General features: G+C 41.2%; 18 protein-coding genes and 1 riboswitch. Of the genes, 6 read left to right on the plus strand and 12 right to left on the minus strand.

Translation table 11 applies throughout. The annotated features are described in order from the left end of the window. Nucleotides 1-61: 61 nt before the first annotated feature. Nucleotides 62-1,801, plus strand: a complete 1,740-nt coding sequence (locus tag ACH6CZ_RS04985) for a B12-binding domain-containing radical SAM protein (RefSeq protein ID WP_374096304.1) — start codon at nucleotides 62-64, stop codon at nucleotides 1,799-1,801. Between the two features lie 51 nt (nucleotides 1,802-1,852). Here ACH6CZ_RS04985 and ACH6CZ_RS04990 read toward each other — a convergent pair whose 3' ends face one another. The 9 genes from ACH6CZ_RS04990 to ACH6CZ_RS05030 form a co-directional block, all read right to left on the minus strand. After that, nucleotides 1,853-3,172: a TrkH family potassium uptake protein gene (locus ACH6CZ_RS04990; RefSeq protein WP_374096305.1), complete on the minus strand. Its 1,320-nt coding sequence runs from the start codon at nucleotides 3,170-3,172 to the stop codon at nucleotides 1,853-1,855. A 164-nt stretch (nucleotides 3,173-3,336) separates the two neighbouring features. Beyond that, on the minus strand, nucleotides 3,337-4,386 hold the full coding sequence (locus ACH6CZ_RS04995; RefSeq protein ID WP_374096306.1) for an anti-sigma factor domain-containing protein: 1,050 nt from the start codon (nucleotides 4,384-4,386) through the stop codon (nucleotides 3,337-3,339). Further along, nucleotides 4,383-5,078: an RNA polymerase sigma-I factor gene (gene sigI, locus ACH6CZ_RS05000; RefSeq protein ID WP_374096307.1), complete on the minus strand. Its 696-nt coding sequence runs from the start codon at nucleotides 5,076-5,078 to the stop codon at nucleotides 4,383-4,385. The genes ACH6CZ_RS04995 and sigI overlap by 4 nt, the downstream gene beginning before the upstream one ends. 252 nt (nucleotides 5,079-5,330) lie before the next feature. Further along, nucleotides 5,331-6,110, minus strand: a complete 780-nt coding sequence (locus tag ACH6CZ_RS05005) for a TerC family protein (RefSeq protein ID WP_374096308.1) — start codon at nucleotides 6,108-6,110, stop codon at nucleotides 5,331-5,333. Between the two features lie 59 nt (nucleotides 6,111-6,169). Continuing rightward, nucleotides 6,170-6,338: riboswitch (yybP-ykoY riboswitch) on the minus strand. Nucleotides 6,339-6,392: 54 nt separating this feature from the next. Beyond that, the gene (locus ACH6CZ_RS05010) at nucleotides 6,393-7,484 is read right to left on the minus strand and encodes an SDR family oxidoreductase (RefSeq protein WP_374096309.1); all 1,092 of its coding nucleotides are present in this window, start codon (nucleotides 7,482-7,484) and stop codon (nucleotides 6,393-6,395) included. A gap of 81 nt (nucleotides 7,485-7,565) precedes the next feature. Then, nucleotides 7,566-10,643, minus strand: coding sequence for an efflux RND transporter permease subunit (locus ACH6CZ_RS05015; protein ID WP_374096310.1), 3,078 nt, complete (start codon nucleotides 10,641-10,643; stop codon nucleotides 7,566-7,568). Between the two features lie 113 nt (nucleotides 10,644-10,756). After that, on the minus strand, nucleotides 10,757-12,124 hold the full coding sequence (gene nhaC, locus ACH6CZ_RS05020; RefSeq protein ID WP_374096311.1) for a Na+/H+ antiporter NhaC: 1,368 nt from the start codon (nucleotides 12,122-12,124) through the stop codon (nucleotides 10,757-10,759). Nucleotides 12,125-12,431: 307 nt separating this feature from the next. Then, nucleotides 12,432-13,424 (minus strand): EAL domain-containing protein, encoded by a 993-nt coding sequence (locus tag ACH6CZ_RS05025; protein ID WP_374096312.1) that lies wholly within the window; start codon nucleotides 13,422-13,424, stop codon nucleotides 12,432-12,434. 232 nt (nucleotides 13,425-13,656) lie between these two features. Beyond that, nucleotides 13,657-15,222, minus strand: coding sequence for a peptide chain release factor 3 (locus ACH6CZ_RS05030; RefSeq protein WP_374096313.1), 1,566 nt, complete (start codon nucleotides 15,220-15,222; stop codon nucleotides 13,657-13,659). 274 nt (nucleotides 15,223-15,496) lie between these two features. Here ACH6CZ_RS05030 and ACH6CZ_RS05035 point away from each other — a divergent pair, with 274 nt between their 5' ends. Together ACH6CZ_RS05035 and ACH6CZ_RS05040 are read left to right on the plus strand one after the other, a co-directional pair. Next, entirely contained in the window at nucleotides 15,497-16,297 is an 801-nt protein-coding gene (locus tag ACH6CZ_RS05035; RefSeq protein ID WP_374096314.1) for a DUF4397 domain-containing protein, read from the plus strand. A gap of 7 nt (nucleotides 16,298-16,304) precedes the next feature. Beyond that, a complete protein-coding gene (locus ACH6CZ_RS05040) occupies nucleotides 16,305-16,973 on the plus strand; it encodes a class F sortase (RefSeq protein ID WP_374096315.1) in 669 nt (222 codons plus the stop codon). Nucleotides 16,974-16,990: 17 nt separating this feature from the next. Here the strand turns inward: ACH6CZ_RS05040 and ACH6CZ_RS05045 are convergent, their stop codons facing one another. Then, entirely contained in the window at nucleotides 16,991-17,230 is a 240-nt protein-coding gene (locus tag ACH6CZ_RS05045) for a YueH family protein (protein ID WP_374096316.1), read from the minus strand. Nucleotides 17,231-17,371: 141 nt separating this feature from the next. On the opposite strand from ACH6CZ_RS05045, the gene ACH6CZ_RS05050 reads away from it, so the two are divergent. Continuing rightward, a complete protein-coding gene (locus tag ACH6CZ_RS05050; RefSeq protein ID WP_374096317.1) occupies nucleotides 17,372-18,586 on the plus strand; it encodes a NupC/NupG family nucleoside CNT transporter in 1,215 nt (404 codons plus the stop codon). Nucleotides 18,587-18,637: 51 nt separating this feature from the next. Here the strand turns inward: ACH6CZ_RS05050 and ACH6CZ_RS05055 are convergent, their stop codons facing one another. Beyond that, a complete protein-coding gene (locus ACH6CZ_RS05055) occupies nucleotides 18,638-20,101 on the minus strand; it encodes a UDP-N-acetylmuramoyl-L-alanyl-D-glutamate--2,6-diaminopimelate ligase (protein ID WP_374096318.1) in 1,464 nt (487 codons plus the stop codon). Nucleotides 20,102-20,165: 64 nt separating this feature from the next. Next, a complete protein-coding gene (locus ACH6CZ_RS05060) occupies nucleotides 20,166-21,215 on the minus strand; it encodes a M42 family metallopeptidase (RefSeq protein WP_374096319.1) in 1,050 nt (349 codons plus the stop codon). A 153-nt stretch (nucleotides 21,216-21,368) separates the two neighbouring features. On the opposite strand from ACH6CZ_RS05060, the gene ACH6CZ_RS05065 reads away from it, so the two are divergent. Next, nucleotides 21,369-21,806, plus strand: a complete 438-nt coding sequence (locus ACH6CZ_RS05065; RefSeq protein WP_374096320.1) for an SACOL1771 family peroxiredoxin — start codon at nucleotides 21,369-21,371, stop codon at nucleotides 21,804-21,806. Nucleotides 21,807-21,875: 69 nt separating this feature from the next. Beyond that, nucleotides 21,876-23,321, plus strand: a complete 1,446-nt coding sequence (gene aldA / locus ACH6CZ_RS05070; protein ID WP_374096321.1) for an aldehyde dehydrogenase — start codon at nucleotides 21,876-21,878, stop codon at nucleotides 23,319-23,321. The last annotated feature ends 113 nt before the right edge of the window (nucleotides 23,322-23,434 follow it).

Below are 23,434 nucleotides of genomic sequence, written 5' to 3' on the forward strand. Positions count from 1 at the left end.
TTGTCAACCCTTATTCTCTCATGTAGAATAGGGGTTGATTTGTTAATAAAGGAGTAAAAAAATGAAAACAGTTCTGGCTTCATTAAATGCCAAATATATACACACTAACCTTGCAATCAGATATTTGAAAGCTGCTGCACCTGATTACGATATTGAGCTTGCTGAATACACCATTAACGATCCGATTTTGAATATTGCCGGTGATTTATACGCGAAGAAACCTGATAATATCGGCTTCAGCTGTTATATATGGAATATTGAAGAGACCATTCAGGTGATTCGAATGTTGAAAAAGATATTACCTGAAGTAAAAATCATTCTTGGTGGTCCTGAAGTTACTTATGATGTTGATTACTGGTTAAAAAGACTTCGTCATGATATAGACTTTATTGTTGTCGGCGAAGGTGAAGCCACTTTTAAAGAGCTGCTTGAGTATTACTCAGGTAACATCGAATTTAATCAGGTCCGAGGTGCTGCATGCCTGGTGGATGACAGAATGCACCTCATTCCACAGCCACAAAAGACAGATTTAAAAACGTTGCCTTCCCCTTTCAGATTCAAAGAGGACCGTGCTGATCTGAGAAAGAGAATCACTTACCTTGAAACAAGCAGAGGCTGTCCTTTCCAGTGTCAATTCTGTCTCTCTTCAATCGAAGTCGGGGTCAGATACTTCAACCGGGAAGCAGTGAAAGATGACATCCGCTATTTGATGCAGCACGGTGCAAGAGTGTTTAAGTTTGTCGACCGGACTTTTAATATCAGCAGAAGTTATGCGATGGAAATGTTTGAGTTTCTGATCGACGAACACCTGCCGGGTACAGTGTTCCAGTTTGAAATTACCGGAGATATTATGCGGCCGGAAGTGATTCAGTATTTAAATGACAATGCACCTGCAGGCTTATTCCGCTTTGAAATCGGGGTTCAGTCAACAAATGACCATACGAATGAACTTGTTAAAAGGAAGCAGAATTTTGATAAGCTGAAACGTACAGTGACAATGGTGAAAGAAGGCGGAAAAATCGATCAGCACTTGGACCTCATCGCCGGGCTGCCGGAAGAAGATTATGATTCGTTCAAACAGACGTTCAATGACGTATATGAACTTGGACCAGAGGAACTTCAGCTTGGATTCTTGAAAATGCTCCGGGGAACCGGCCTAAGAATCAATGCTGCTGATCATCAATACGTCTTCATGGACCATGCACCCTATGAAATCCTTGGGAATAATCAGCTGACTTTTGATGAAATCCTGAGAATTAAGCAGGTTGAAGACGTGTTAGAAAAATACTGGAACGACCACAGACTGGATACAACCATTGAATACCTGACAACGGATGTGTTTGATACGCCGTTTGATTTTTATCAGGAGTTCGGTACTTATTGGGATAACAAAGGCTGGTCACGCATTGGTCACCAGCTTGAGGATTTATTCAAAAGGCTTTATCAGTTTATTGAAGAGCATCAGCCGGAGTCTCTTCCATATGTGTCCTATCTGATGAAAAAAGATTACTTACAAAACCATAGATTTAAACCGAGAAAAGCATGGTGGAATAAAGAAGACAAACGGTTCAGTGACGTCTATGACAGCCTTCTCTCTCATCCAGAGATGGCCGGAGAGGCATTTGTATCACTTAAACTGAACCAAAAGGAGCTTCACAAGCACACTGTACTTGAAGAAGGTTTAAAGCTGGTTAACGGACAGCCTGCAGGCATGTATCTGCTTGCTTACTATGATCCTAAAACCGGTGAGTCTTCGTTATTTGAGTTTTCTAAAGAACAGGTTCAAAGCATGACCGTCTGAAACATTCAAATTAAAAAAGATCCTTTGCCTAGCCCGCAAAGGATCTTTTTGTTATCCGATTATTACACGCTCTTTTGGATAATGGAACTTTTCTTTCTTATTGTTTCCGCCAATCATAAACAGGAATGAGATCAGACCGACCCGCCCGATAAACATCAGGATCATCAGGATAATCTTACTCGGTGTTGAAAGTGTCGGCGTAATCCCCATCGACATACCGGAAGTTCCGAATGCAGATGTCACTTCGAAAATAACCGCAATCACATCTAGATCCTCAATAATCATAATCGTAATGACTGAGATCATTGACATTAACACAGCCAAAATGATGACAGCGTATGACCTGAATATATCAATCAGGTGAATTTCTCTGCCAAATACTTGAATATGATGTCTTCCTCTTGAAAAGTTGATGAGAAACAATACGGCAATTGCCAAAGTAGTCGTTCTAATTCCGCCTCCAACAGAACTCGGTGAAGCGCCTATAAACATCAGAAGACTCAGTACTAATTGAGTTGGTTCAGTAAATGTACTCACATCAATCGTCACTAGTCCCCCTGATCTCGTGGAAACAGACTGGAACAATGCATAAAACAATCCCTGATGCCAGCTGACATCAGCAAAGCGGTGGTTCAATTCAATTAAATAGACCAGCAAAGTACCAATAATCAGCAGTATGCCAAATGTAATTGTCGTTAATTTTGTAAATAAGGAAAACCTGAACGGTCCAGACTTGTGACTCAGAAATTGCTTTAATTCAATCAACACAGGAAAGCCAATCGCACCTAGTATAATAAGTAATATCGTTATAATCTGAACGAAATAATCATTTGCATATGGAATCATTGACTGACCTGTAATATCAAATCCTCCGTTTGTGGTCGCTGATACAGAAGCAAAAACGCCATGTAAGACTGCTTCAGCCCACGTTTCATAAAACTGAGTAAAATATAGACTTAACAATAAAGCCCCAATTGCTTCAATAAGCAAAAGAATTTTAATAATTTCAATAATAAGTTTTACCACGCCTGATAAATTATATTGATTATGATCCAGCATAATCAACTGCCGTTCTCTAAGCCCAATTCTTTTACCTATCAGCAGCCATACAAATGTTCCAAGAGACATAATTCCAATACCGCCAAGCTGCAAAATCAGCATGACCATAACAATGCCGAATACTGTATACGTATCTGTAATTTGAATCACAGTCAGTCCTGTCACACTAACGGCACTGACGGCTGTGAAAAGCGAATCAATTAAAGAGACTTCCTGACCCGGCTGATGTACCCATGGCAGTCTCAATAGCCCAAATGATAAACTGATTGCAAGGAAATAATAGGTCACAATCAGCTGGGCTGGTTTTAACATTCTAATCCAGTCCTTTAACTTCTGCCACATGGTTTCAAATTCCTTTCCGTGAAATCTATACATAGCTTATATGAAAAACACAGATATTTAAATAGAAACTTTAAAACTCTATGCCAAATGATTGATTTTATAAACAAAATAAAAAAAGCAGGGGATCCCCTGCTTTAGTTACCGTTTCCATTATTTTTTCCGTTATTGCCATTGTTTCCGTTGTTCCCGCTGTTCCCGTTGTTTCCGTTGTTCCCGTTATTTCCGCTGTTCCCGTTGTTTCCACCGTTCCCGTTATGATTACCGCTGTTCCCATTGTTTGATGGCTTCTCTTTCTCTTCATGCTTCTGCTCTTTCCGTTCGTTTTGCTCAGCCTTTTTTTCTTCCTGTTTTTGCTGATTTTCTTCCTTTTTATCTATTCCATGCTGATTGGCAGGCGCTGTTTCTTCGGCAGGTTCTTCAACCGGTTCAGATTCAGAAGGCGCTGGATCTTTTACAGTTGTTTCAACAGGGTCTACTGTTGTTTCTTCCTGCTCATTCTCTGCCTGCTGCTCTGTGATAACAGGTTCAGGCTTTTCAGGTGTGATCGGCTTATCGCTTTGCTGTTCAGCCAGAAGCTGTCCAAATGAAATACCTTTTTCTTCAGCAGTCTTTACGTGATCCATATTTCCCTTTAAAAATGCAACGTTTGAAACGTTTAAAGTCTGTGACCATTTTTTTAGTGTTGACTCAAGTTCTTTTCCATACTGTTCGTCTGCTTCATCTGAGAGTGCAGTTGAAACCGTCACAGTGCCTACTTCAGGTGTGATGAAGCCTTCACGAATACTCTCCTGTACAATTGCTTCAATCACATCTCCAACAGGTTCCTCTTCCCATGAAAGACTCTCAAAAATCCCCCTGGCGTCCTCATTCTTTGGTTCCAGCATGACAGTTTCATTATGTTGATTTAATTCAATTTCAAAACTTGGATTAATATCAACCGCTACATGAGCATAAGTCTTCTGGTTGAAAAATGGTTGAAGTATCACAAATGCAATCATAAACACTGCAGCCAGGGCACCAGCAGCAACAAGGTGATTATAAGATCTCACCGCCATAACGCCTGCAGTAACTTCATCACCCACATCAACTTTTTCCATCGGCTTTCTCACTCTGCAGAACTCCCCTTCACCGGTCAAAAGGACAAGATGCCGCTTATTTACTTCCATTACAATTCCTTTTTTCATGATAACTGCTCCTTCACATACTCATAGAGATAAGGAAATCGGCCATTCAGTAAAACAGCAACCGCAATAATATACTTTCTATTCCGCTCAATTGTTTTTCTGCTGACTTCCACTTCTTTTTCAATCTTTTTGATCGGCAGCCTTTTTTTGCTTTTTAACTCTGCAAACCACTCATCATTTGAGATGACCAGCTGGGCAATAAATATGGCATTTCTTCTCGCGTCCTTATGCTTCGGTGAACTGGCTGCAAGCTCATTAAAAGACAGCCCATAATCATTAAGAGCACGACTGTACCGCGCAATTTCATCTTTTCTGGATTCAGACTCAAGATCAGCATGATATACTTTCATTGACTGGTTATGCTCCAGATATCCCGCCGTTTCAAGACTTTCTCCACCTGGTTCAAACAGCATTTCCTGCTTTTCTTTTTGATGAGATCTCACGTAATCTATCAATCTTCTCTTAATGACAACTTCGGAAAAACTGATAACGGAAGCCCCTTTATCAGTTTCATATTTCATCAGTGCATCGTTGAACGCAATTAAAGCAATACTATATTCATCATCAGAATCATATATATACCGGTGACAAACCTTTGACGCAGCTTTTTTAACAAAAGGTTTATAATCTTCCAGCACTTCTGATAAAAGCTGCGTATTTCCTTTTTGAATCTCAGCCACTTTTTCTTCCAAAGTAACCTTCGATGAAAATTTATATAATCCAAACAAAAGGAAGGATAACAACCTCTCCACCTCTATTCAACACGTCATAAATAAATTGTACCGGTAAATTGTGTCGAATGGAAGGTGCCGCCATTTAATAAAGTTTTCGTAATGTATTTGTAATATGAGGGGGTAAGTGAGGAATTTTTTTGATATTTATTTGGGGACACAACCGACCGCTATATAAAAAAGCCTGCCCTGTAAAAGAGCAGACTCAAATAATCAGTATGCCGTACTTTCGGCACCACGTTTTTTAGCAAGAAAATACCCTCCACCTGCGATCAACAAAAGCACTGACCAGAAAATAATTTTCCATTCCGTTGAATGAGGGAAGTGTGTATCAATTAATTGTACGTTCGGGTGACCTAATGTTAACACTGCGAGCTTGACACCTACCCAGCCTACGATTAGAAATGCAGTTGTTTCAAGCAGCGGGTATTTACCAAGCAGTTTCACGAACCAGTGTGCAGCAAAACGCATGATAATCAGACCAATTAATCCGCCAAGGAAGATCACGATGAATTGTCCGCCGTCCATTCCGCCAATTTCAAACGCTCCAACTGCAGGCAGCGTCAGTGCGAGCGCAACAGCTGCAAGCATGGAATCCACGGCAAAAGCAATATCAGCTAATTCGACTTTTAACACCGTCATCCAGAAACCTGATCCTTTTGATTTCTTCTCAGCTTCTTCCGCTTCCACAGACTCATCCTTTTTACTTCTAATCTGTTTTGTCACATGACTGATTGAGATATATAGCAGATAGGCAGCACCGATTGCCTGCACCTGCCAGACATCTATTAAGATTGCGATTAAAAATAGTGATGCAAAACGGAAAACAAATGCTCCGAATAAACCATAAAATAATGCCTTTTTCCGCTGTTCTGGCGGAAGGTGCTTTACCATAACAGCCATAACGACTGCATTATCTGCAGCAAGGATCCCTTCAAGCCCAATGAGAATGAGAAGCACCCAGCCGTATTCTAATAATAACGCTGCATCCATTCCTTATTTCCTCCTCTTGTCTTTCATCATTTTCTCCAATAACTGAGTAATTAATCATAAAGCCCGAAAAATTAGATCAGACAACATAAAAAGACCTTCGCCTAATAAAAGGCAAAGGTCTTGCAAAGCATTTTCATGCCATTATGACCGATGAACCGCTTCAGTTCATGTCGTGACGATCATAATTAGCTGTATTAACAGCTAAAGCTACTCCCCTTTGACAAGTTGTCAAAGCGCTATTGAATTGAATTTATTATATCACTTAAGTAAATTTTGGCAAGACTATTTTATATGAGTATGAAGTTCTTTTTCGTGCTTATGACGATTATAGAAATCGACCATCGCATCAAGGCCGTCTAAAAAGTCAGCGCACTCGATACCTGAGCCAGCCAGATCATACGCTGTATGTGACTGGTCAAACTCACCTTCCCAGAAAAAGTATTCAAGACCTTCTCTTTCAGCACCGAGATGTTTTCTGATACGTGGAACAGCCAGGGCTTTATCCATCATTTTATGTGAGACAAACCCGGAAGGTGTCCTGCCGGTCTGTTTTTGCAGTAAGAAACGGTAAATTTCTCTGGCCGGGTATGGTTTCGGATCAGTTAGATGATAGGTCTTTCCGACACTGTGTTCAGATTCGGCCAGATAACACGAAGCTTCTATTATATATTCAACAGGCACTACGTTAAGCTTCGCACGGCTTTTACTGATATAAGGAAGCCTTGAGATCTTTTTTGTTTTTTCAAATATATTCAGCAGATAATACGGACCATCAAATTTACTCGTTTCCCCGGTCACTGTATCACCTTTTACAATGCCCGGACGAAGGATCGTTACAGGTAGTTCATTTTTCAACTGGTCAACGAGCACTTCCGCTTCAAACTTCGTTTCTTCATAAAAATTTCTGAATTCGTCCGGTCTGATCAGTTCATCCTCTTTGATCAGACCCGTTCTGCGTCCTGCTACGTAAGCCGTGCTGAAATACACGTAACGATTAAGATTTGTTAACGATTTCACCCATTCATTCACGTTATATGTACCTCTTACATTCACTTTATAAGCGGTCGGAAGGTCAATTGCAAGATCATAGATTGCAGCCAGATGCCATACATAATGGATTTTATCTTTTAAATGAACCGTAACTGCAGAAGACAAACCAATTTGATCTTTTGTAATGTCTCCCTGAACAATATGGATAGTGGATGTTGTCGGAATTTCATTTCTCAGCTTCTCGATTTTTTCAGCGGCTTTTTGCTGCAGATCAGGTAATACGAGTAAATAAATATTTTTTTCGTCTTTTTCATTCAGCCATTTTCTTAAAAGTTTTTCACTTATAAACCCTGGAAATCCAGTAATAAAATATCCCTTTTTCATATGATCACTCCCCTTATTCTGATTATACAGAATAATAACGTACTAAAAAGGCAGTTCACAAATTTTGTGAACTGCCTTTTATTATTTTGCTTTTTTCTTTTTGTTCATCTTTCTCGTTTCCGGATCAAGAAAACTGTAGACAATCGGAACAATGTATAGTGTCAGGAAAGTTGAACTGATTAATCCGCCAATTACGGTGATCGCCATTGGCTGGTTAATTTCTGTTCCTTCACCGATACCGAGTGCAAGCGGCACCAATGCCAGAATCGTAGTCAATGCAGTCATTAGGATTGGACGCGCACGATCTCTGACTGAAGTATAAATTGCTTCATAACTTGCAATGCCCGCTGTTTTTCGCTGATTAATATAATCAACGAGTACAATTCCGTTATTTACGACAATCCCGGTCAGGATCAACAAACCGATAATTGACGTTACGCTGACTGGTGTCTGTGTCACAAACTGTGCAATGGCCACACCAATGACCATCAGCGGAACGGTAAACATGATTACAAATGGATACTTAAATGACTCAAACTGAGCCGCCATGACAAGGTAAACTAACACAACAGCAAGTCCTACAGCGAGTAACATATCCATGATTGAGTCTTCAAGCAGTTCTCTGTCTCCGCCGAATACGACTTCTGTTTCATCAGCCAGATTCAGATCCGCAATTGCTTCATCCACTTCCTGGGACACTGCGCCCAGGTTTGTACTTGTCGTATAAGATGCTGTAAACCCTACAGCCGCCTGCTGATCAATTCTCTGAATTGATACAGGCCCCTCATCTACTGTAATGTCTGCTACTTCGCCCAGTGATATGAATTCACCTGATGGCGCTCTTAATGCCAGATCTTCAAGCCCGTCAATCGTATTCGCGATTTCTTCATCGTACTGTATATAAACGTCATATACATCTGAATCATCGGTGATGATCTGTGTCGCTAATGCACCTCGTGTAACAGCATTTACTTCCTGGGAGATTTGAGCAGGAGACAGCCCCGCTGTTCTTGCTTCATTCCTGTTAATTTCAATCTGCACTTCTTCGACTGTATCTTCAAGGTCTGTCTCTACTTCTGTAATTGAATCAAGATCCATTAATGCCTTTCTGATCTGATCGATAGATTCATTTAACCTTGATTCATTTGTGTCTCTTACACTGAATGACAGCGTCTGTGGTGAAGTGCCCGTTGCTGTCTGCAGTGATGCTGAAACTTCGGCTGTTTCATTTACAGCAAGAGCTGCTTCTTCAATATCGGGCGTAATTTTTTCAATCAGTTCAAATACTGAAATATCACGATCATCGAGTTGCTTCATCTTCACAAAAATATTACCTGAAGAACCGTCTGGTGCGTTATCTATACCACCCTGCCCGGATGAACCTGCCTGGCTCAGATAAACATCGATCGACTCTTCTTCCCTTAATTCATCTTCGATTGCAGCAATGACTGATTCAGTTTCTTCAAGAGCAGTACCATTTTCGAGTGATACGCTGATATCAAAGAAACCTTCATCAGTCGCAGGCAGAAACTGAGTTCCAACACTCATAATTCCAAAACCGCCTGCAACAAGAAGAACAAATGTAATCAGAAGTGGTACCCATCTGTGTCTGAGTGACCACTTGACTGACCCGAGAAAACGTTTGGTGAACGGTGATTCTCTTCTTTTCTTCTCAAGATCTTGCTTCGGCTCTTTCAGCATTTTACTTGCAAGCATTGGAATCACTGTCAACGCAACAACAAGTGATGCAAATAGACTGAATGAGATCGTTAAAGCAAATTCGGTGAATAGATCTCCAATTAATCCTTCAATAAAGACAACCGGGATAAAGACAGCAATGGTAGTAAGCGTAGATGCAGTAATGGCACTTGCAACTTCTTTTGACCCTTCTCTCGCTGCTGACTTCGGATCTTTTTTCATACCGAGATGCCTGTAGATATTTTCAAGCACGACAATCGCATTATCGACTAGCATTCCAATTCCAAGTGCGAGTGCACCGAGTGTGAATATGTTAAGAGAAAAATCTGCAAAGTACATCAGCACGAAAGTTACGATCACTGAATATGGAATGGCTACACCAATGATGATCGGGCTCTTAATATTTCTTAGGAATAAGAACAATACTGCCATTGCGAAAACTCCACCGAAGATCAGTGAGCTGGCAATATTACCAATCGCAAGCTGAATGTAATCACCCTGATCAAACAGCACATCTGCTGTGACACTTTCATATTGTTCCTCATTTAAAAGCTCATCAAGCGTATCCTGAAATGCTGTTGATACATCTGCTGTGTTGGCATCTGCTTCCTGTAATACGCTGATCAATACTGCATCTTCATCGTTTGCACGAGTAATAACGGATTGCTCCGGCTCGCCAAGCTGAACATCTGCTATATCTGCAAGTAGAATATCGTCGCCGGTTTCAGGATCAACTGAAACAACAAGTTCTTCAATGTCTTCAACTGAAGTCAGCGTACTTAATATTCTGGTTGTCAGGCTCTTGCCATCTGTTTCAACTGTATCCCCAGGGAATGAAACGTTATTCGACTGGATTACATTTGAAATATCGGTCTGAGTTAGACCATATGTCTGCAAATCATCCTGGTTCAGCGAGATTCTCACTTCTTCTGATAGAGAGTTTGAAATATCTACACTTGCAACTCCCTCAGTCCTTGAAAGTTCTACTTCCAGTTCCTCAGCAAGGTTTCTGACATTTACGTCCGCATCAGATGACCTGAGACTCATTTGAATAACCGGGAACTGGGACGGATCAAATTTTAAAACACGGGGCTGATTTGCATCATCCGGCAGCTGTACCTGTTCTACCGCACGTCTGATATCTCCTTCAACCTCATCTATATCTGTTGAAAAATTGAACTCGAGCAGGACCAGATTAGAACCTTCTGTTGAAGTGGACTGCACATTTTCAAGGCCCGGAAGCTGTGCAACCTGGGACTCGATGGGTTTTGTGACTTTTTCAAGCACTTCTGTCGGCCCTGCACCAGGATAAGATGTCACAACAACTGAAACCGGTGCATTAATATTCGGTATCAATTGAAGCGGAATCCTGGTTAGTGAAATTGTACCTATTAAGAGAACAACCAGCATCGTTACGATTGTAAAGACGGGTCGTCTGATTGAAAAACGACTGATGTTCAAGTGTAACGCTCCTTCCGCCAGTCTTTTAAACCAGCTTTTTACTCTACAATTTACTATACCGACAAAGCTGTCGCTAATCAATTTTAAAATGCAGCGTTCACAATATCATCAAATCATTCGGTTTTCGTAACAGTCCACCCTGTATAGATATAAAGTAGTGTCAGAACCGGTGAGATCAGACAAAAGAAAGCAAATGGCAAGTATTCGATAACTTCTACACCTAATACACCTGTTATAAATACCCCGCAAACACCCCATGGTACAAGTGGATTGATGACAGTACCCGCGTCTTCAAGCACCCTCGACAGGTTCTTTCTTTCAATGTTCTCTTCATCTGCCTGGTGGGCGAATGTTTCACCTGTTAAAAGGATCGATAAATACTGTTCTCCGATGAGTACATTGGTTCCAATCGCAGTACCTGCTGCTTTAACGAGCGTGCCTTTTCCGCTTCTGATTTTATTAAAAAGCGCCGGAATCACTCCGGTTGTGAATAACAAACCTCCAAGACCGAGCGCAAGAAATACGAGTGAAATTGTAAACATCATCGATTCAACACCGCCCCGGTTCAGGAGTTCATTGATCTGTTCACTCTCAGATGCTGCTGAATACCCCGAGAACAATACACCGAAAAGTTCTGACACAGGCACCGTGCTATGAATGTAGGAAATCGCAATACTGAATACGACCGCTGAGATTAAAGTAAGCAGTGCCGGAATCTTCTTTGCTGCAAAAATAAATAAAAGGGCAATCGGTAACAGACTATATAAATGAATCAGTCCTGTATCATTCAGCTGTTCCCTGATCAGAATGATTCCTTCACTATGACCTCCTGCCTGATCAGAAGAAAAAAACATAAAAAATATTGCGGTTAACACAAAAGCCGGAATCGTGGTCCACGACATATGACGGATATGCGTGAACAAATCGACTCCTACAACGGATGAAGCTAAGTTTGTTGTATCCGAAAGCGGTGACATCTTATCACCAAAGAAAGCGCCTGAAACAATTGCACCTGCTGTTACTGCCAGTGAAAAATCAAGCGAGCCGGCTATACTGATAAAGACGACACCAACCGTTGCAACAGTCGTTAACGAACTCCCTATACTGATCCCTATAATTGCAGTAATCGCAAAAACAGCCGTAAAGAAAAAAGGAAATTCCGTTAAGTACAGCCCGTAATACATGAGAGTTGGAATTGTGCCTGAGAGCATGAACGCGCTAATGAGTACGCCGATAAATAAAAAGATAAATATTGCTGCCATCCCGGAGGAAGCCCCTGAAATCATCCCCTCCTGCAGTTTTGAAAATGGTGCCTTTTTGATAAGTCCGAATAAAACTAAAAGCAAAATTGATATCATGATTGGAACATGCGGAACTGAACCGAATCCAATCATACTGACACTCATAATTGCAATCACAATCAGAACGATCTTGATACTTTCAATAAAAGAAGGTGTAACTTCCTGGTGTATTTTCTTCATGTAAAATCCCCCTTGACCAAATTTTTAGACGCAAAAAACTCCGCCCCAAAACAGGGACGAAGTATACTCCGCGGTACCACCCATATTAGTATCTCACTCACTTAATTCGTACATCCATCGGACAGGTGTAATTCGATCAAAGTCTGCCTGGGATTTCAGCAGGTTTCCCAGTCTCTGTTTGCTGCAGTTCATTTCTCTACTAGAATCTGTCGGATCATCGCAATATACTCTTTTACTTAAACGCTTTTAAGCGGTAAAGCATATGATGATTCTATATTGATTTCGGCAAGTCGTCAAGTCAAAACCGTCAGGATGCGACTGATGTATTAATAATTGGTGTTTTGGCTGTAGGTTCAGGCTTACCGATTAAGTAGCCCTGACAAAGGTCAACGCCAACCTCTTTACAGATTTTTAATTCTTCCATTCTTTCTAGACCTTCCGCCAAAACTGTAATACCAAGTTCTTTGGATAAATAATTTACTTCAGATAAAAATTCCTGCTTCTTAATATCTTCATCACAGCGGTCTATATAAGAACGGTCGATTTTCACATAATTAGGCTCTAACAATTTCAGCATTTCAATTGTGGAAAAGCCTGCACCAACATCATCCAGTGCAACTTTCATTCCTTCACGTTTGTATGTTTGAAAAACTTTTTTTAAATGATCAACATCTTGTACCTTTTCAGTCTCTACTACCTCAAAAACGAGATCTGCAGGGTCAACGTTATATTTATTCACAATGTGAAAAGTGTGTTGCAGGCAATACTCAGGGTTATAAATGGTAGAAGGCAGAAAGTTAATAAAGCTTTTAATCCCGGAATCAATATGACTCTTCCTGGCACGGATCGCTTCTTCTCTTGCTCTTTGATCCAGTAATGAATGCATTTCAGCTTTGTTGGCCACCTGAAACAATTCATAAGGAGAAATCTTCTTTTCGCTGCTCTCGGCTCTAAGTAATGATTCATAGGCATATAACTCACCGGAAGTAATACTCACAATTGGCTGCAAATGACTGATCAGCTTGCCTTCCTGAATGAACTCAACTGTTTCTCTATTCTCCAGACGGATTTTAAATAAAGCAACACTCATATATTGAGCATAGTGATCTTTAGCAGAAATGCCGCATTCTATCCGATCATTAACCATCAGAATTTCATTTGTCATTTCGTCAAGCTGGTTCAAGCTTTCATAACCGGTCTTATAAAGTCCATCCAGTCCGATAACCGGAAAAGATAAAGACTTCATTTCCCTTTCAGTGATATTTTTCAGATGAAGTGTACCCTCATTTGAAAACTTCATACTCACTCCGCAATTTACACACTTTGTAACCATTTATTTGCCCCCACCTTCGTTTTCTTTTATGCTCCTATTTATCTACCCTTATGAAACATACTTTATTCCTATTACATAGTAAAAAAATAATGTTTTTTACTATGATCGGTAAAGCCCTCTTTTATTTTAAAGCAGGCCTTTTAGCAACACCTTCATCAAGATTAAAAAAGCACCCCGCCGAAGCAGGATGCTATTGTTTCTATAATAAGCTGTAAAGTTTAATATCAGGATGTTTATCAGAAAACCATCTCATGGCAAAGTCGTTTTCAAACAGGAAAACAAGCTTGTCGTACCGATCCTTTACCAGCATGCTTCTTTGAGAAGACATTGCATCTTTCACGTCTTCTTCATTTTCAATCCAGCGGGCAATTTTTGAGCCGATGTTTTCCATCATAACGTCTGTATTATACTCGTTCTTCATTCGGTGCTCGAATACCTCAAACTGAAGCTGCCCGACTGCTCCAAGGATAATCTCATCTGTTCTATATGTTTTATACAGCTGAATCGCACCTTCTTGTACCAGCTGGTTTATCCCTTTATGGAAATGCTTTTGCTTCATGACATTCTTAGCGGTAACCCTCATAAATAATTCAGGTGTGAATTGTGGAAGCTTTTCAAATGCAAAATTCTTTTTACCGCCCGTCAGTGTATCTCCAATCTGGTAGTTTCCGGTATCGTGTATACCAATAATGTCACCACTTACAGCATTATCAACCGTATTCCGGTCATCTGCCAGGAAGGAAGTAGAGGAGCTTAGCTTGATTGTTTTACCGGTTCTGCTAAGCTGCACCGGCATCCCTCTTTCGAATTGGCCGGAACAAATCCGGAGAAATGCAATTCGGTCACGGTGAGCAGGGTTCATATTCGCCTGAATTTTGAAGATAAAGCCTGAAAACTCTTCCTCTGTTGCCTCCACTTCCCCCTGATCTGTTTTTCTTGGCTGAGGTGAAGGTGCAAATTGCAGGTAAGTCTCTAAAAATGTCTGCACACCAAAGTTTGTTAGCGCACTGCCAAAAAATACAGGCGTTACTTCCCCTTTCTTCAGCCTATCATTTGTGAATTCGTTTCCAGCTTCATTTAAAAGCATTACATCTTCAAGTGCCTGGTCATAAAGGGAAGAATTTTTGATCTCATACTCCCCTTCAAGCTCCCCTTCTTCATTTAATGGAAGAAAACGCTGATCTTCTTCTACTCTGAACTGTTCAATCCGGTTGTGATGGCGGTCATAAATTCCCAAGAATTCTTTCCCCATGCCAATCGGCCAGTTCATTGCATAAGATTCAATGCCAAGTACTTCCTCAAGTTCCTCCATAATTTCAAGCGGCTCTCTTCCCTGACGGTCAAGCTTGTTTACGAATGTAAAAATCGGAATGCCTCTCATTTTACAAACTTTAAAAAGTTTTAATGTCTGTGCTTCAATCCCTTTTGCTGCATCTATGATCATAACGGCACTATCAACTGCCATCAGTGTACGATAAGTGTCTTCACTGAAATCCTGGTGTCCAGGCGTATCCAGTATATTTATTCTTTTTCCAAGATAGTCAAACTGCATAACTGAAGAAGTAACTGAAATACCACGCTGCTTCTCAATTTCCATCCAGTCAGACGTTGCAAATTTCCCTGTTTTTTTACCTTTGACTGTTCCTGCAGCTCTAATTGCACCGCCAAATAAAAGCAGCTGCTCTGTCAGTGTCGTCTTTCCGGCATCGGGGTGAGAAATAATTGCAAACGTTCTGCGTGATTGTACCTCATCTATAAGTGTCATATCCATTTCCTCTCATGTATGAATTTCTACCTTTAACATCATATTAGTTTCTATAACATAATGCAATCCACCGCAAAATGTTAAAAAGCACATTCAGAGTTGTACAAATTTTAAACTCGGTATATAAATAAGTTGTACAATGCCTGTACCGATAAAACATGCGCGTTATAAAAATTTTAACATTTAACATATTACGATGCGTTTATAAATTTTAATCGGGTATAGGTAAAGCGTACAACAATTTATACAAAACCAAAAAGGAGAGTGGTTTTTTGTGAAAAAGCTTTTTAGCTCAATTGCTGCAGCGATCATGGTAATGGCTATGATGGGCGGCGCAGCACTCGCTGACAATCATGAAGGTGGGGAAGGCTGGGTCCGAGTCATTCACGCATCTCCTGACGCACCGGCTGTTGATGTCTATGTAAACGGAGAAGCAGTAGTTGAAGGCGCGGAATTCAAGGCATTTACTGATTACTTAGCACTTCCTGCAGGAGATCATGAGGTTGAAATCTTCCCTGCTGGAGACACAGAAACAGCTGTCATTTCAGAAACACTTACAGTTGAAGAAGGTATGTACTATACTGCAGCTGCTGTAGGAACACTTGATAGCATTCAACTAAATGTAACACAAGATGACCTTTCAATTGGTGAAGGAATGACAAAAGTTCGTGCCGGTCACTTCTCTCCGGATGCACCGGCAGTTGATGTTGGTCTGATCGGTGGAGACGCAGTGTTCTCTGGAGCTGAGTTCCCTGCTGTAACAGACTTTGCAGAACTTGAAGCTGGCACATATGACTTAGAAGTACGTACGCCTGAAGGTGACCAGGTACTTGATCTGTCAGGTACTGCACTGGAAGCTGGTATGGCATACAGTGTTTATGCAGTAAATACACTTGACAGCATTGAGCCATTAGTTGTTACTGCTGCTGCATCAGAAGGTATGCCTTCTGAAATGCCTGAAACAGGTATGGGTGGCGCTGCTAACCAATCTAATGCAGGTATGATGGCAGTAGCAGCAATTGCTGCTGGAGCAGCATTACTGATTGTATTCCGCAAGCGCGTATTCCAATCATAATTAAAAAATGAAAAGACTATTGGTATTTACAGGGCTGATTTTGATGGTGGGCGGCTGCTCACCATCTGATCAGCTTTTTTCTGCAGATACGGCTGCTCCTCCTGCAGAAAATTCCGAAGATCAACCTAATTCCACAGAACCCATCGAAATTGAAAATGAAGAAGCGTCTGAAGAATCCGCTGAGACAAATGAGCCGACGATTACTTCAATTGTTCAGGATGTCTCCCTAAGACCAAGCAGAGTCACAATCCCTGCGATCGACGTAGATGCCGTGGTGAACCCCTATGGATTTGATGAGTCCGGGGGAATGGCTGTACCTGATAATGGTGATGAAGTTGCATGGTTTGAACCGGGGTTCAAGCCCGGTCAGAGAGGAAGTGCAGTACTCGCAGGACATGTTGACAGTGAAAAAGCACCTGCAGTGTTCTGGGATTTGAAAAAACTTTCTCCCGGCGATGAAATTACGGTTACAGATGAAAACGGCGAAACGCTCGTTTTTATTGTACAGGATTCAGTTGCATACGATACCGGTGAAGCACCAATTTCAGACATTTTCGGATCTTCTCCTAATAGAGGGCTTAATTTGATCACATGTACAGGATATTTTGACCGTGGTAACGGCGGATATGTTGAAAGATTAGTAGTATACACAGAATTAAAGGCTGATCAGAGCTGATCAGCCTTTAACTGCGGTTACATTTCCCCTGTCCACCCGCGGATACGTGAAGTAAGCCCCGCAGCCTCATCACTATCCGTTCTGTCAGATAGAGATTTTTTCATCCGCTTAAGAAGCTCTTCCCCTGCTTCTTCATATGTAAAAAAGCAGGACCACTCCAATGAAGGGATTGCAACGAGAATCGTTTCGTCCTTTTTATTTTCATGAATATATACAGATCTTTCACCATTTGAACCATAGCTTTTTCTGATTTTCAAGTTTTCACCTCCTCAGTCGTCAGACATCATACATTTGTTTGACGTTTCTGTGACGATTATTGAAACGCTTGCAATTGCATTGTAGAATGAGAAAAGCAATTTAGCAACACACTAATTTATCAATTGTTAGGAGCTGGCAACATGAACATTTTATGGGGATTTGCAGGGATTTTAACGATCCTTGGTATCGCCTTTATCTTCTCAGATAATAAAACACAGATTAAATGGCGTCCGGTACTTGTAGGGCTTGCAATTCAATTAACATTTGCTTTTCTTGTTCTGCAGACTGGGATTGGAAGAGCTTTTCTTGAATGGCTAACCTTCGGTGTCAACAATATTATCAGTTATGCAAATGCCGGTATAGACTTCGTGCTTGGCGGATTTGGTTACCAGGCAGAAGGTGGAATGGTATTTGCAATTAACGTATTAACCATTATTATCTTTTTCTCTTCTTTGATTTCAGTTCTTTATTATCTGAAAATCATGCAGATAGTCATCAAGTTTCTAGGTGGCGCATTATCCTGGATGCTTGGTACTAGAAAAGCTGAATCAATGTCAGCTTCAGCTAACATTTTTGTTGGGCAAACTGAAGCGCCATTAGTTGTAAAACCTTATATTTCGAACATGACAAATTCAGAGCTATTTGCTGTTATGACAGGTGGACTTGCTTCAGTAGCAGGTTCAGTACTGATTGGTTATTCGCAGCTCGGTGTACCGCTTGAGTACCTGTTAGCTGCAAGTTTCATGGCAGCGCCTGCAGGACTTGTTATGGCAAAAATGTTTGTTCCTGAAACAGACGACCGCCCGGACCCTGAGGACTTCGCAATGGAAGCAGATGAAGAAGCTTCTAACGTAGTTGATGCAGCTGCTAAAGGGGCTAGCACCGGTCTTCAGCTTGTTCTGAATGTAGGGGCAATGCTAATTGCTTTCATCGCGCTTATTGCAATGTTAAATGGGATTCTAGGCTGGATTGGCGGCTGGTTCGGTTTTGAACAGCTTTCAATTGAACTGATTCTTGGTTATGTTTTCGCACCTCTCGCCTTTGCGATTGGTATTCCATGGGATGAAGCAATCAGAGCTGGTAACTTTATCGGTCAGAAGCTTGTATTGAATGAGTTCGTTGCTTATGCAAACTTCGCGCCTGAAATGGATTCATTCTCAGACAAAACGGTTGCTATTATTACATTCGCACTTTGTGGATTTGCAAATATCTCTTCTCTTGCAATTCTGCTTGGCGGTCTTGGTAATCTGGCACCTAACAGACGTCCTGATATTGCACGCATGGGCATCCGTGCGGTTGCAGCAGGTGCGCTTGCATCTATGCTTTCTGCTTCAATTGCAGGGATGTTCTTCTAATCATCGAACAAAAAAGGTTGTCCACCCGGACAACCTTTTTTTATGAACGATTTAGAACCTCTCAGCAATTACTTCTAATGCAATTTCACTGTCGCTGTGAGGATATTTAGTATTTTCGATGATTTGGTAATCTTCATGTCCTTTACCCGCAAAAATAATAATGTCGTCAGGCTCAGCCTGTTCCATCAGATGTCTCACTGCTGCAGCTCTGTCACCGATACACGCATAGCCATCATGCAGCATTCCTTTTTCAAGATCTGATGTAATGCTGTCATAGCTTTCATAGCGCGGATCATCTGTCGTTAAAACCACATAATCTGCAAGTGAAGCCATCTGTGCCATTGCAGGCCGCTTGGACTTATCACGGTTACCGCCTGTGCCGATCAGAAAAAGGATTCTGTTTTTCTTAAAAGTCATAACAGACCTGATGGCCTTTTCGATCGCATCCGGCGTATGTGCGTAATCAATATAAATAGACAGTGGTGCACTTGTAGGAACGAGCTGCATTCTTCCTGAGACAGGCGCAATGTCTTTTAATGCTTCTACAAGGTCTGCCACCTGATAGCCCCTTGCATAAAGTGCTGCAATTGCTGCAAGCGTATTGGAAACATTGAAAGTACCGAGAAGCTGCGTTTCAAGCTGAAACTCGCCTTCAGGTGAAATCAGCTTATAAAAGGTGCGGTCCGTCGTATACTCAATGTCTTCAGCATAAAAGTCTGCAGGTTTCTCCATACTGTAGCTAATCACTTCGTGCGGCGTCATTTGAGCATAGCGATCAAACCATTCATCATCAAGGTTCAATACAGCTGCTTTTTTCTTCGTCAGATCCTGACCAAGCTGCGCAAACAGCAGCCCCTTGGCATAGCCGTAGTGCTCCATTGTATGATGGTAATCCAGATGATCATGGCTCAGGTTCGTAAAGACGGCAACATCAAAGTCAATTCCCCACAGTCTTCCCTCAACAAGACCGTGTGAAGATACTTCAAAAATCATATTACTGATCCCTTCTTCTTCAGCGGTGCGGATCATACGCTGTGTTGTTAACAGGTCACTTGTCGTATTGGCACTTTGGCGAAGATCTCCGTCCAGATCAAAACCGATCGTACCTGAAAGCGCAGATCTTCCGTTTAACTTTCTGATCAGTTCATGTATCAAATTTGATACAGAGGTTTTGCCATTTGTCCCGGTGACGCCAAACACATTCATCCTGTCAGAAGGAGAACCGTAAAAGCTGTCAGCTAACACTGCAAGTGCACGTGATGAATTCTTTACAACTAATTGTGCAGCCTCTTCAACAGGCAGGTCCAATTCCTTCTCTGTTACAATCAGTCTTGCCCCCTGCTTGACTGCCTGTCCTGCGTAATCGTGCCCGTCAACCGTATAGCCTTTCTGACAGATAAAAGCCGCTCCTTGTAAAACCGCTCTTGAATCAATCTCAAGTGCAGTGATCTCTTCAGGAAGTGTACCTATTTGTTTAATAATGGATAAGTTCTTTATACATTCATTTGTTTTCATCTTAAAATTCCTCACTCATTAGATGATTTGTTCATTTGATATTTTACTCTTTTTTTCTATTTCTTCAATCCTGACTTAACGGTGACTGAAGATATTTAAGAATGAGAGATTCTGTGTGATAAAGTGACTTCTCATGTGTGCGCTCATTAGCATGCGATGCATCAACACCTGCGCCGATTAACCCGTGTCTGATATCAGCACCTGCTCTGACAGCGGCGGACGCATCAGATCCGTAATAATTATAAATATCGACTTTGTAGTCAATGTCATTTTTTTTTGCCAGCTGAACCAAATGTTTTCTCAGTCCGTAATGGTAAGGACCTGAACTGTCTTTGGCGCAGATTGACACTGTAAATTCATCTGAGGTCTGTCCGTCACCAAGCGCCCCCATATCTACAGCGATATACTCAACTGTTTCAAATGGAATATTTGAATTCCCACCGAATCCAATCTCTTCATTATTTGCAATAATAAAGTGAGTCGTATAGGGAAGTGTAAGTCCTTCGTCTGCGATTTGCTCAACAGCCTTCATTAACATCGCGACACTAGCTTTATCATCAATATGGCGCGATTTAAAAAAGCCGCTTGTTGTAATGTCCGGACGCGGATCAAATGAAATGAAATCCCCAACTGAAATGCCAAGTGCTTCAGCATCTTCTCTAGACTTTACAACTTCATCAAGCCTTACTTCCATATTCTGTTCACTGCGATCTGCAGATCCTGCGTCTTTATATGTATGAACTGAAGCCTGGTGCAGCAGGATTGTACCAGTATATTTCGTTCCTTCTGATGTCTCAACGGTGCAATATTCGCCTTCTACAGCGTTCCAGCGAAATCCGCCAATCATCGTCATACTCAGTCTGCCATCAGGCTTAATTGCTTTCACCATTGCGCCAAGCGTATCAACGTGTGCAGTCAGAATTCTGTGCTGATTATTATCTTCTCCATGTAAAGTGACGATCAGGCCGCCTTTATTTGTAATTCTTGATGTTATGTTTCTTTCTGCAAACCAATTTTTAATATATGTAATGATTTCAGATGTATGCCCTGAAGGACTCGGGATTGACACTAATTCTTTTAAAACATTCATTGTTTCAAGTGTATTCGGCTTCATTGCAAATTCCTCCTGTAAAATTCATCTAAGTATCAGTTTACTATACACTGATAAAAAGACAAAGTTGTGGCATTACTGCAAACAGCTAAAAACAGTACAGGATTTATTCCGTGATACAATAATGATGAATGTTCATTTAGAAAGGAAGATTTGATGGCTGAACACTCTTTTCATTTAAATGCCAAGTGGCCTGGCGGACGTAATACAGTCGGAACAATTGAAGCCGGAAATTTAAAAACTGAGATCTCGATTCCGCCTGAAATGAACGGCCCAGGAATTGGGACAAACCCCGATGAAATGCTGCTGGGTGCTGCTGCAACATGTTATATCATTACACTTGCTGCTAAGCTTGAGCGTGCCAATATTGAACCTGAAGAAATGTCCCTCTCGTCAGAAGGAATTGTTGAAGTGGATAACATGGGTGTGATCACGTATAAAACGATTATTCACCGTCCAACTGTGAAAGCTGAAGCAAAGCTCAAGGAGAAAGTTGAACGTTATATGGATCAGTCAGAACAGAGCTGTATGATTTCACGCGCCTTGAAAGGGAATGTTGACATTAAACTCGAAAAACATTTTGTAGCTCTTTAGCGCATCTATATGTTTCTATCCTTCTAAATGTGGAAAACATACATTATTCCACATTTAGGAGGATTTTTTATGAACCAGCATAAACTATACATTAATGGGCAATACACAGAATCAACAGGCGATGAGTGGATTGACATTATTAATCCTGCGACTGAAGAAGTGATCTCAAGAACACCTAAAGGAACTGAAGAAGATGTGAATAAAGCCATTGATGCGGCTTTTGTAGCGCAGAAGCAGTGGGAAAAAGTCCCGTCAAATGAACGTGGGCAGATTGTCAGAAAGCTTGGAGATAAAATTCAGGAAAAGCGTGAAACATTTATTGAATTGCTGATTGAAGAACAGGGTAAACCGAAAGATCAGGCAAGTGACGAAGTCGATACAGCAATTAAGTACTTTCATTACATGTCTGAGTGGGCACGCAGAATTGAAGGAGAAATCCTCCCAAGTGACCGTCCGAATGAAAACATACTAATCTATAAAAAGCCGATTGGCGTAGTTGCAGGAATCGTACCTTGGAACTTTCCGGTGTTTATTCTTGCACGTAAAGTTGCAACCGCATTAATTGCAGGCTGTTCAATTGTACTTAAACCAAGCCAGCAGACACCAAATACTGCTGCTGAATTCACTAAAATTGTCGATGGCATGGATGAGATTCCAAAAGGTGTCTATAACTATGTAACAGGTACTGGTTCTACAATCGGAAACGTCATGGCTTCACACCCTAAAGTCGGGATCATTACGATGACAGGCAGTATAGGTGCCGGAACAAAAGTAATGGAAGCCGCTGCGAAGAATATCACAAAAGTGAATCTGGAACTCGGAGGGAAAGCACCTGCAATTGTGACTGAAAATGCTGATCTCGATCTTGCTGTTAAGCACATTGTAACCTCCCGTCTGACTAACTCTGGTCAGGCATGTACAAATGCTGAGCGTGTCTACGTGCATGAGTCAGTGGCAGATTCATTTACAAAAAAACTGACTGAAGCAATGAAAAATGCTCAAACAGGAAATCCTAACGAAGAATCAGGTCTGGACTTCGGACCGCTTGTTAGTAAAGACAGGCTTGATACTGTGCACGAGATGGTACAAAAAGCAGTCGAAGAAGGCGCTGAAGTGCTAACCGGTGGAAAACCACTCGACCGTAGTAAAGGATATTTCTACGCTCCGACCGTTTTAACAAATGTTACTCATAACAGCTCAATTATTAAAGAAGAGGTATTTGGTCCAGTACTTCCAGTTGTCACTTACAAAACGCTCGATGAAGCGATTGAAATGAGTAATGATACAGAATACGGATTGTCTTCTTCTGTGTACACTGAGAATTATCATGAAGCTATGAGGGTAGTCAATGGACTTAAGTTCGGTGAAACGTTCGTTAACCGTGAAAACTTTGAAGCGCTCCAGGGCTATCATGCCGGCGTCAGAAAATCCGGACTTGGTGGTGCGGATGGAAAACACGGTCTTGATGATTTCCTTGTAACTCACGTTGCTTATATGCAATATAAAACTGAATAGCATGGAAAAAGACTCACACTGATTAAATGTGTGGGTCTTTTTTCTTCTTTCGAACATATTCTGTTTAATCATTTGACTTCCGGGAATAGACTAATATCACTAAAAACATAACG

It is taken from the genome of Jeotgalibacillus sp. JSM ZJ347 (assembly GCF_044383825.1).
In the GTDB taxonomy this organism is placed as follows: domain Bacteria; phylum Bacillota; class Bacilli; order Bacillales; family Jeotgalibacillaceae; genus Jeotgalibacillus.

What these genes read in the sequence shown, in the direction of transcription:
- ACH6CZ_RS04985 (WP_374096304.1), top strand. Translation starts at nt 62, where the DNA reads ATGAAAACAGTTCTGGCTTCATTAAATGCCAAATATATACACACTAAC.
- ACH6CZ_RS04990 (WP_374096305.1), bottom strand. Translation starts at nt 3,172, where the DNA reads ATGTTAAAACCAGCCCAGCTGATTGTGACCTATTATTTCCTTGCAATC.
- ACH6CZ_RS04995 (WP_374096306.1), bottom strand. Translation starts at nt 4,386, where the DNA reads ATGAAAAAAGGAATTGTAATGGAAGTAAATAAGCGGCATCTTGTCCTT.
- ACH6CZ_RS05005 (WP_374096308.1), bottom strand. Translation starts at nt 6,110, where the DNA reads ATGGATGCAGCGTTATTATTAGAATACGGCTGGGTGCTTCTCATTCTC.
- ACH6CZ_RS05010 (WP_374096309.1), bottom strand. Translation starts at nt 7,484, where the DNA reads ATGAAAAAGGGATATTTTATTACTGGATTTCCAGGGTTTATAAGTGAA.
- nhaC (WP_374096311.1), bottom strand. Translation starts at nt 12,124, where the DNA reads ATGAAGAAAATACACCAGGAAGTTACACCTTCTTTTATTGAAAGTATC.
- ACH6CZ_RS05025 (WP_374096312.1), bottom strand. Translation starts at nt 13,424, where the DNA reads ATGAAGTTTTCAAATGAGGGTACACTTCATCTGAAAAATATCACTGAA.
- ACH6CZ_RS05030 (WP_374096313.1), bottom strand. Translation starts at nt 15,222, where the DNA reads ATGACACTTATAGATGAGGTACAATCACGCAGAACGTTTGCAATTATT.
- ACH6CZ_RS05040 (WP_374096315.1), top strand. Translation starts at nt 16,305, where the DNA reads ATGAAAAGACTATTGGTATTTACAGGGCTGATTTTGATGGTGGGCGGC.
- ACH6CZ_RS05050 (WP_374096317.1), top strand. Translation starts at nt 17,372, where the DNA reads ATGAACATTTTATGGGGATTTGCAGGGATTTTAACGATCCTTGGTATC.
- ACH6CZ_RS05055 (WP_374096318.1), bottom strand. Translation starts at nt 20,101, where the DNA reads ATGAAAACAAATGAATGTATAAAGAACTTATCCATTATTAAACAAATA.
- ACH6CZ_RS05060 (WP_374096319.1), bottom strand. Translation starts at nt 21,215, where the DNA reads ATGAAGCCGAATACACTTGAAACAATGAATGTTTTAAAAGAATTAGTG.
- ACH6CZ_RS05065 (WP_374096320.1), top strand. Translation starts at nt 21,369, where the DNA reads ATGGCTGAACACTCTTTTCATTTAAATGCCAAGTGGCCTGGCGGACGT.
- aldA (WP_374096321.1), top strand. Translation starts at nt 21,876, where the DNA reads ATGAACCAGCATAAACTATACATTAATGGGCAATACACAGAATCAACA.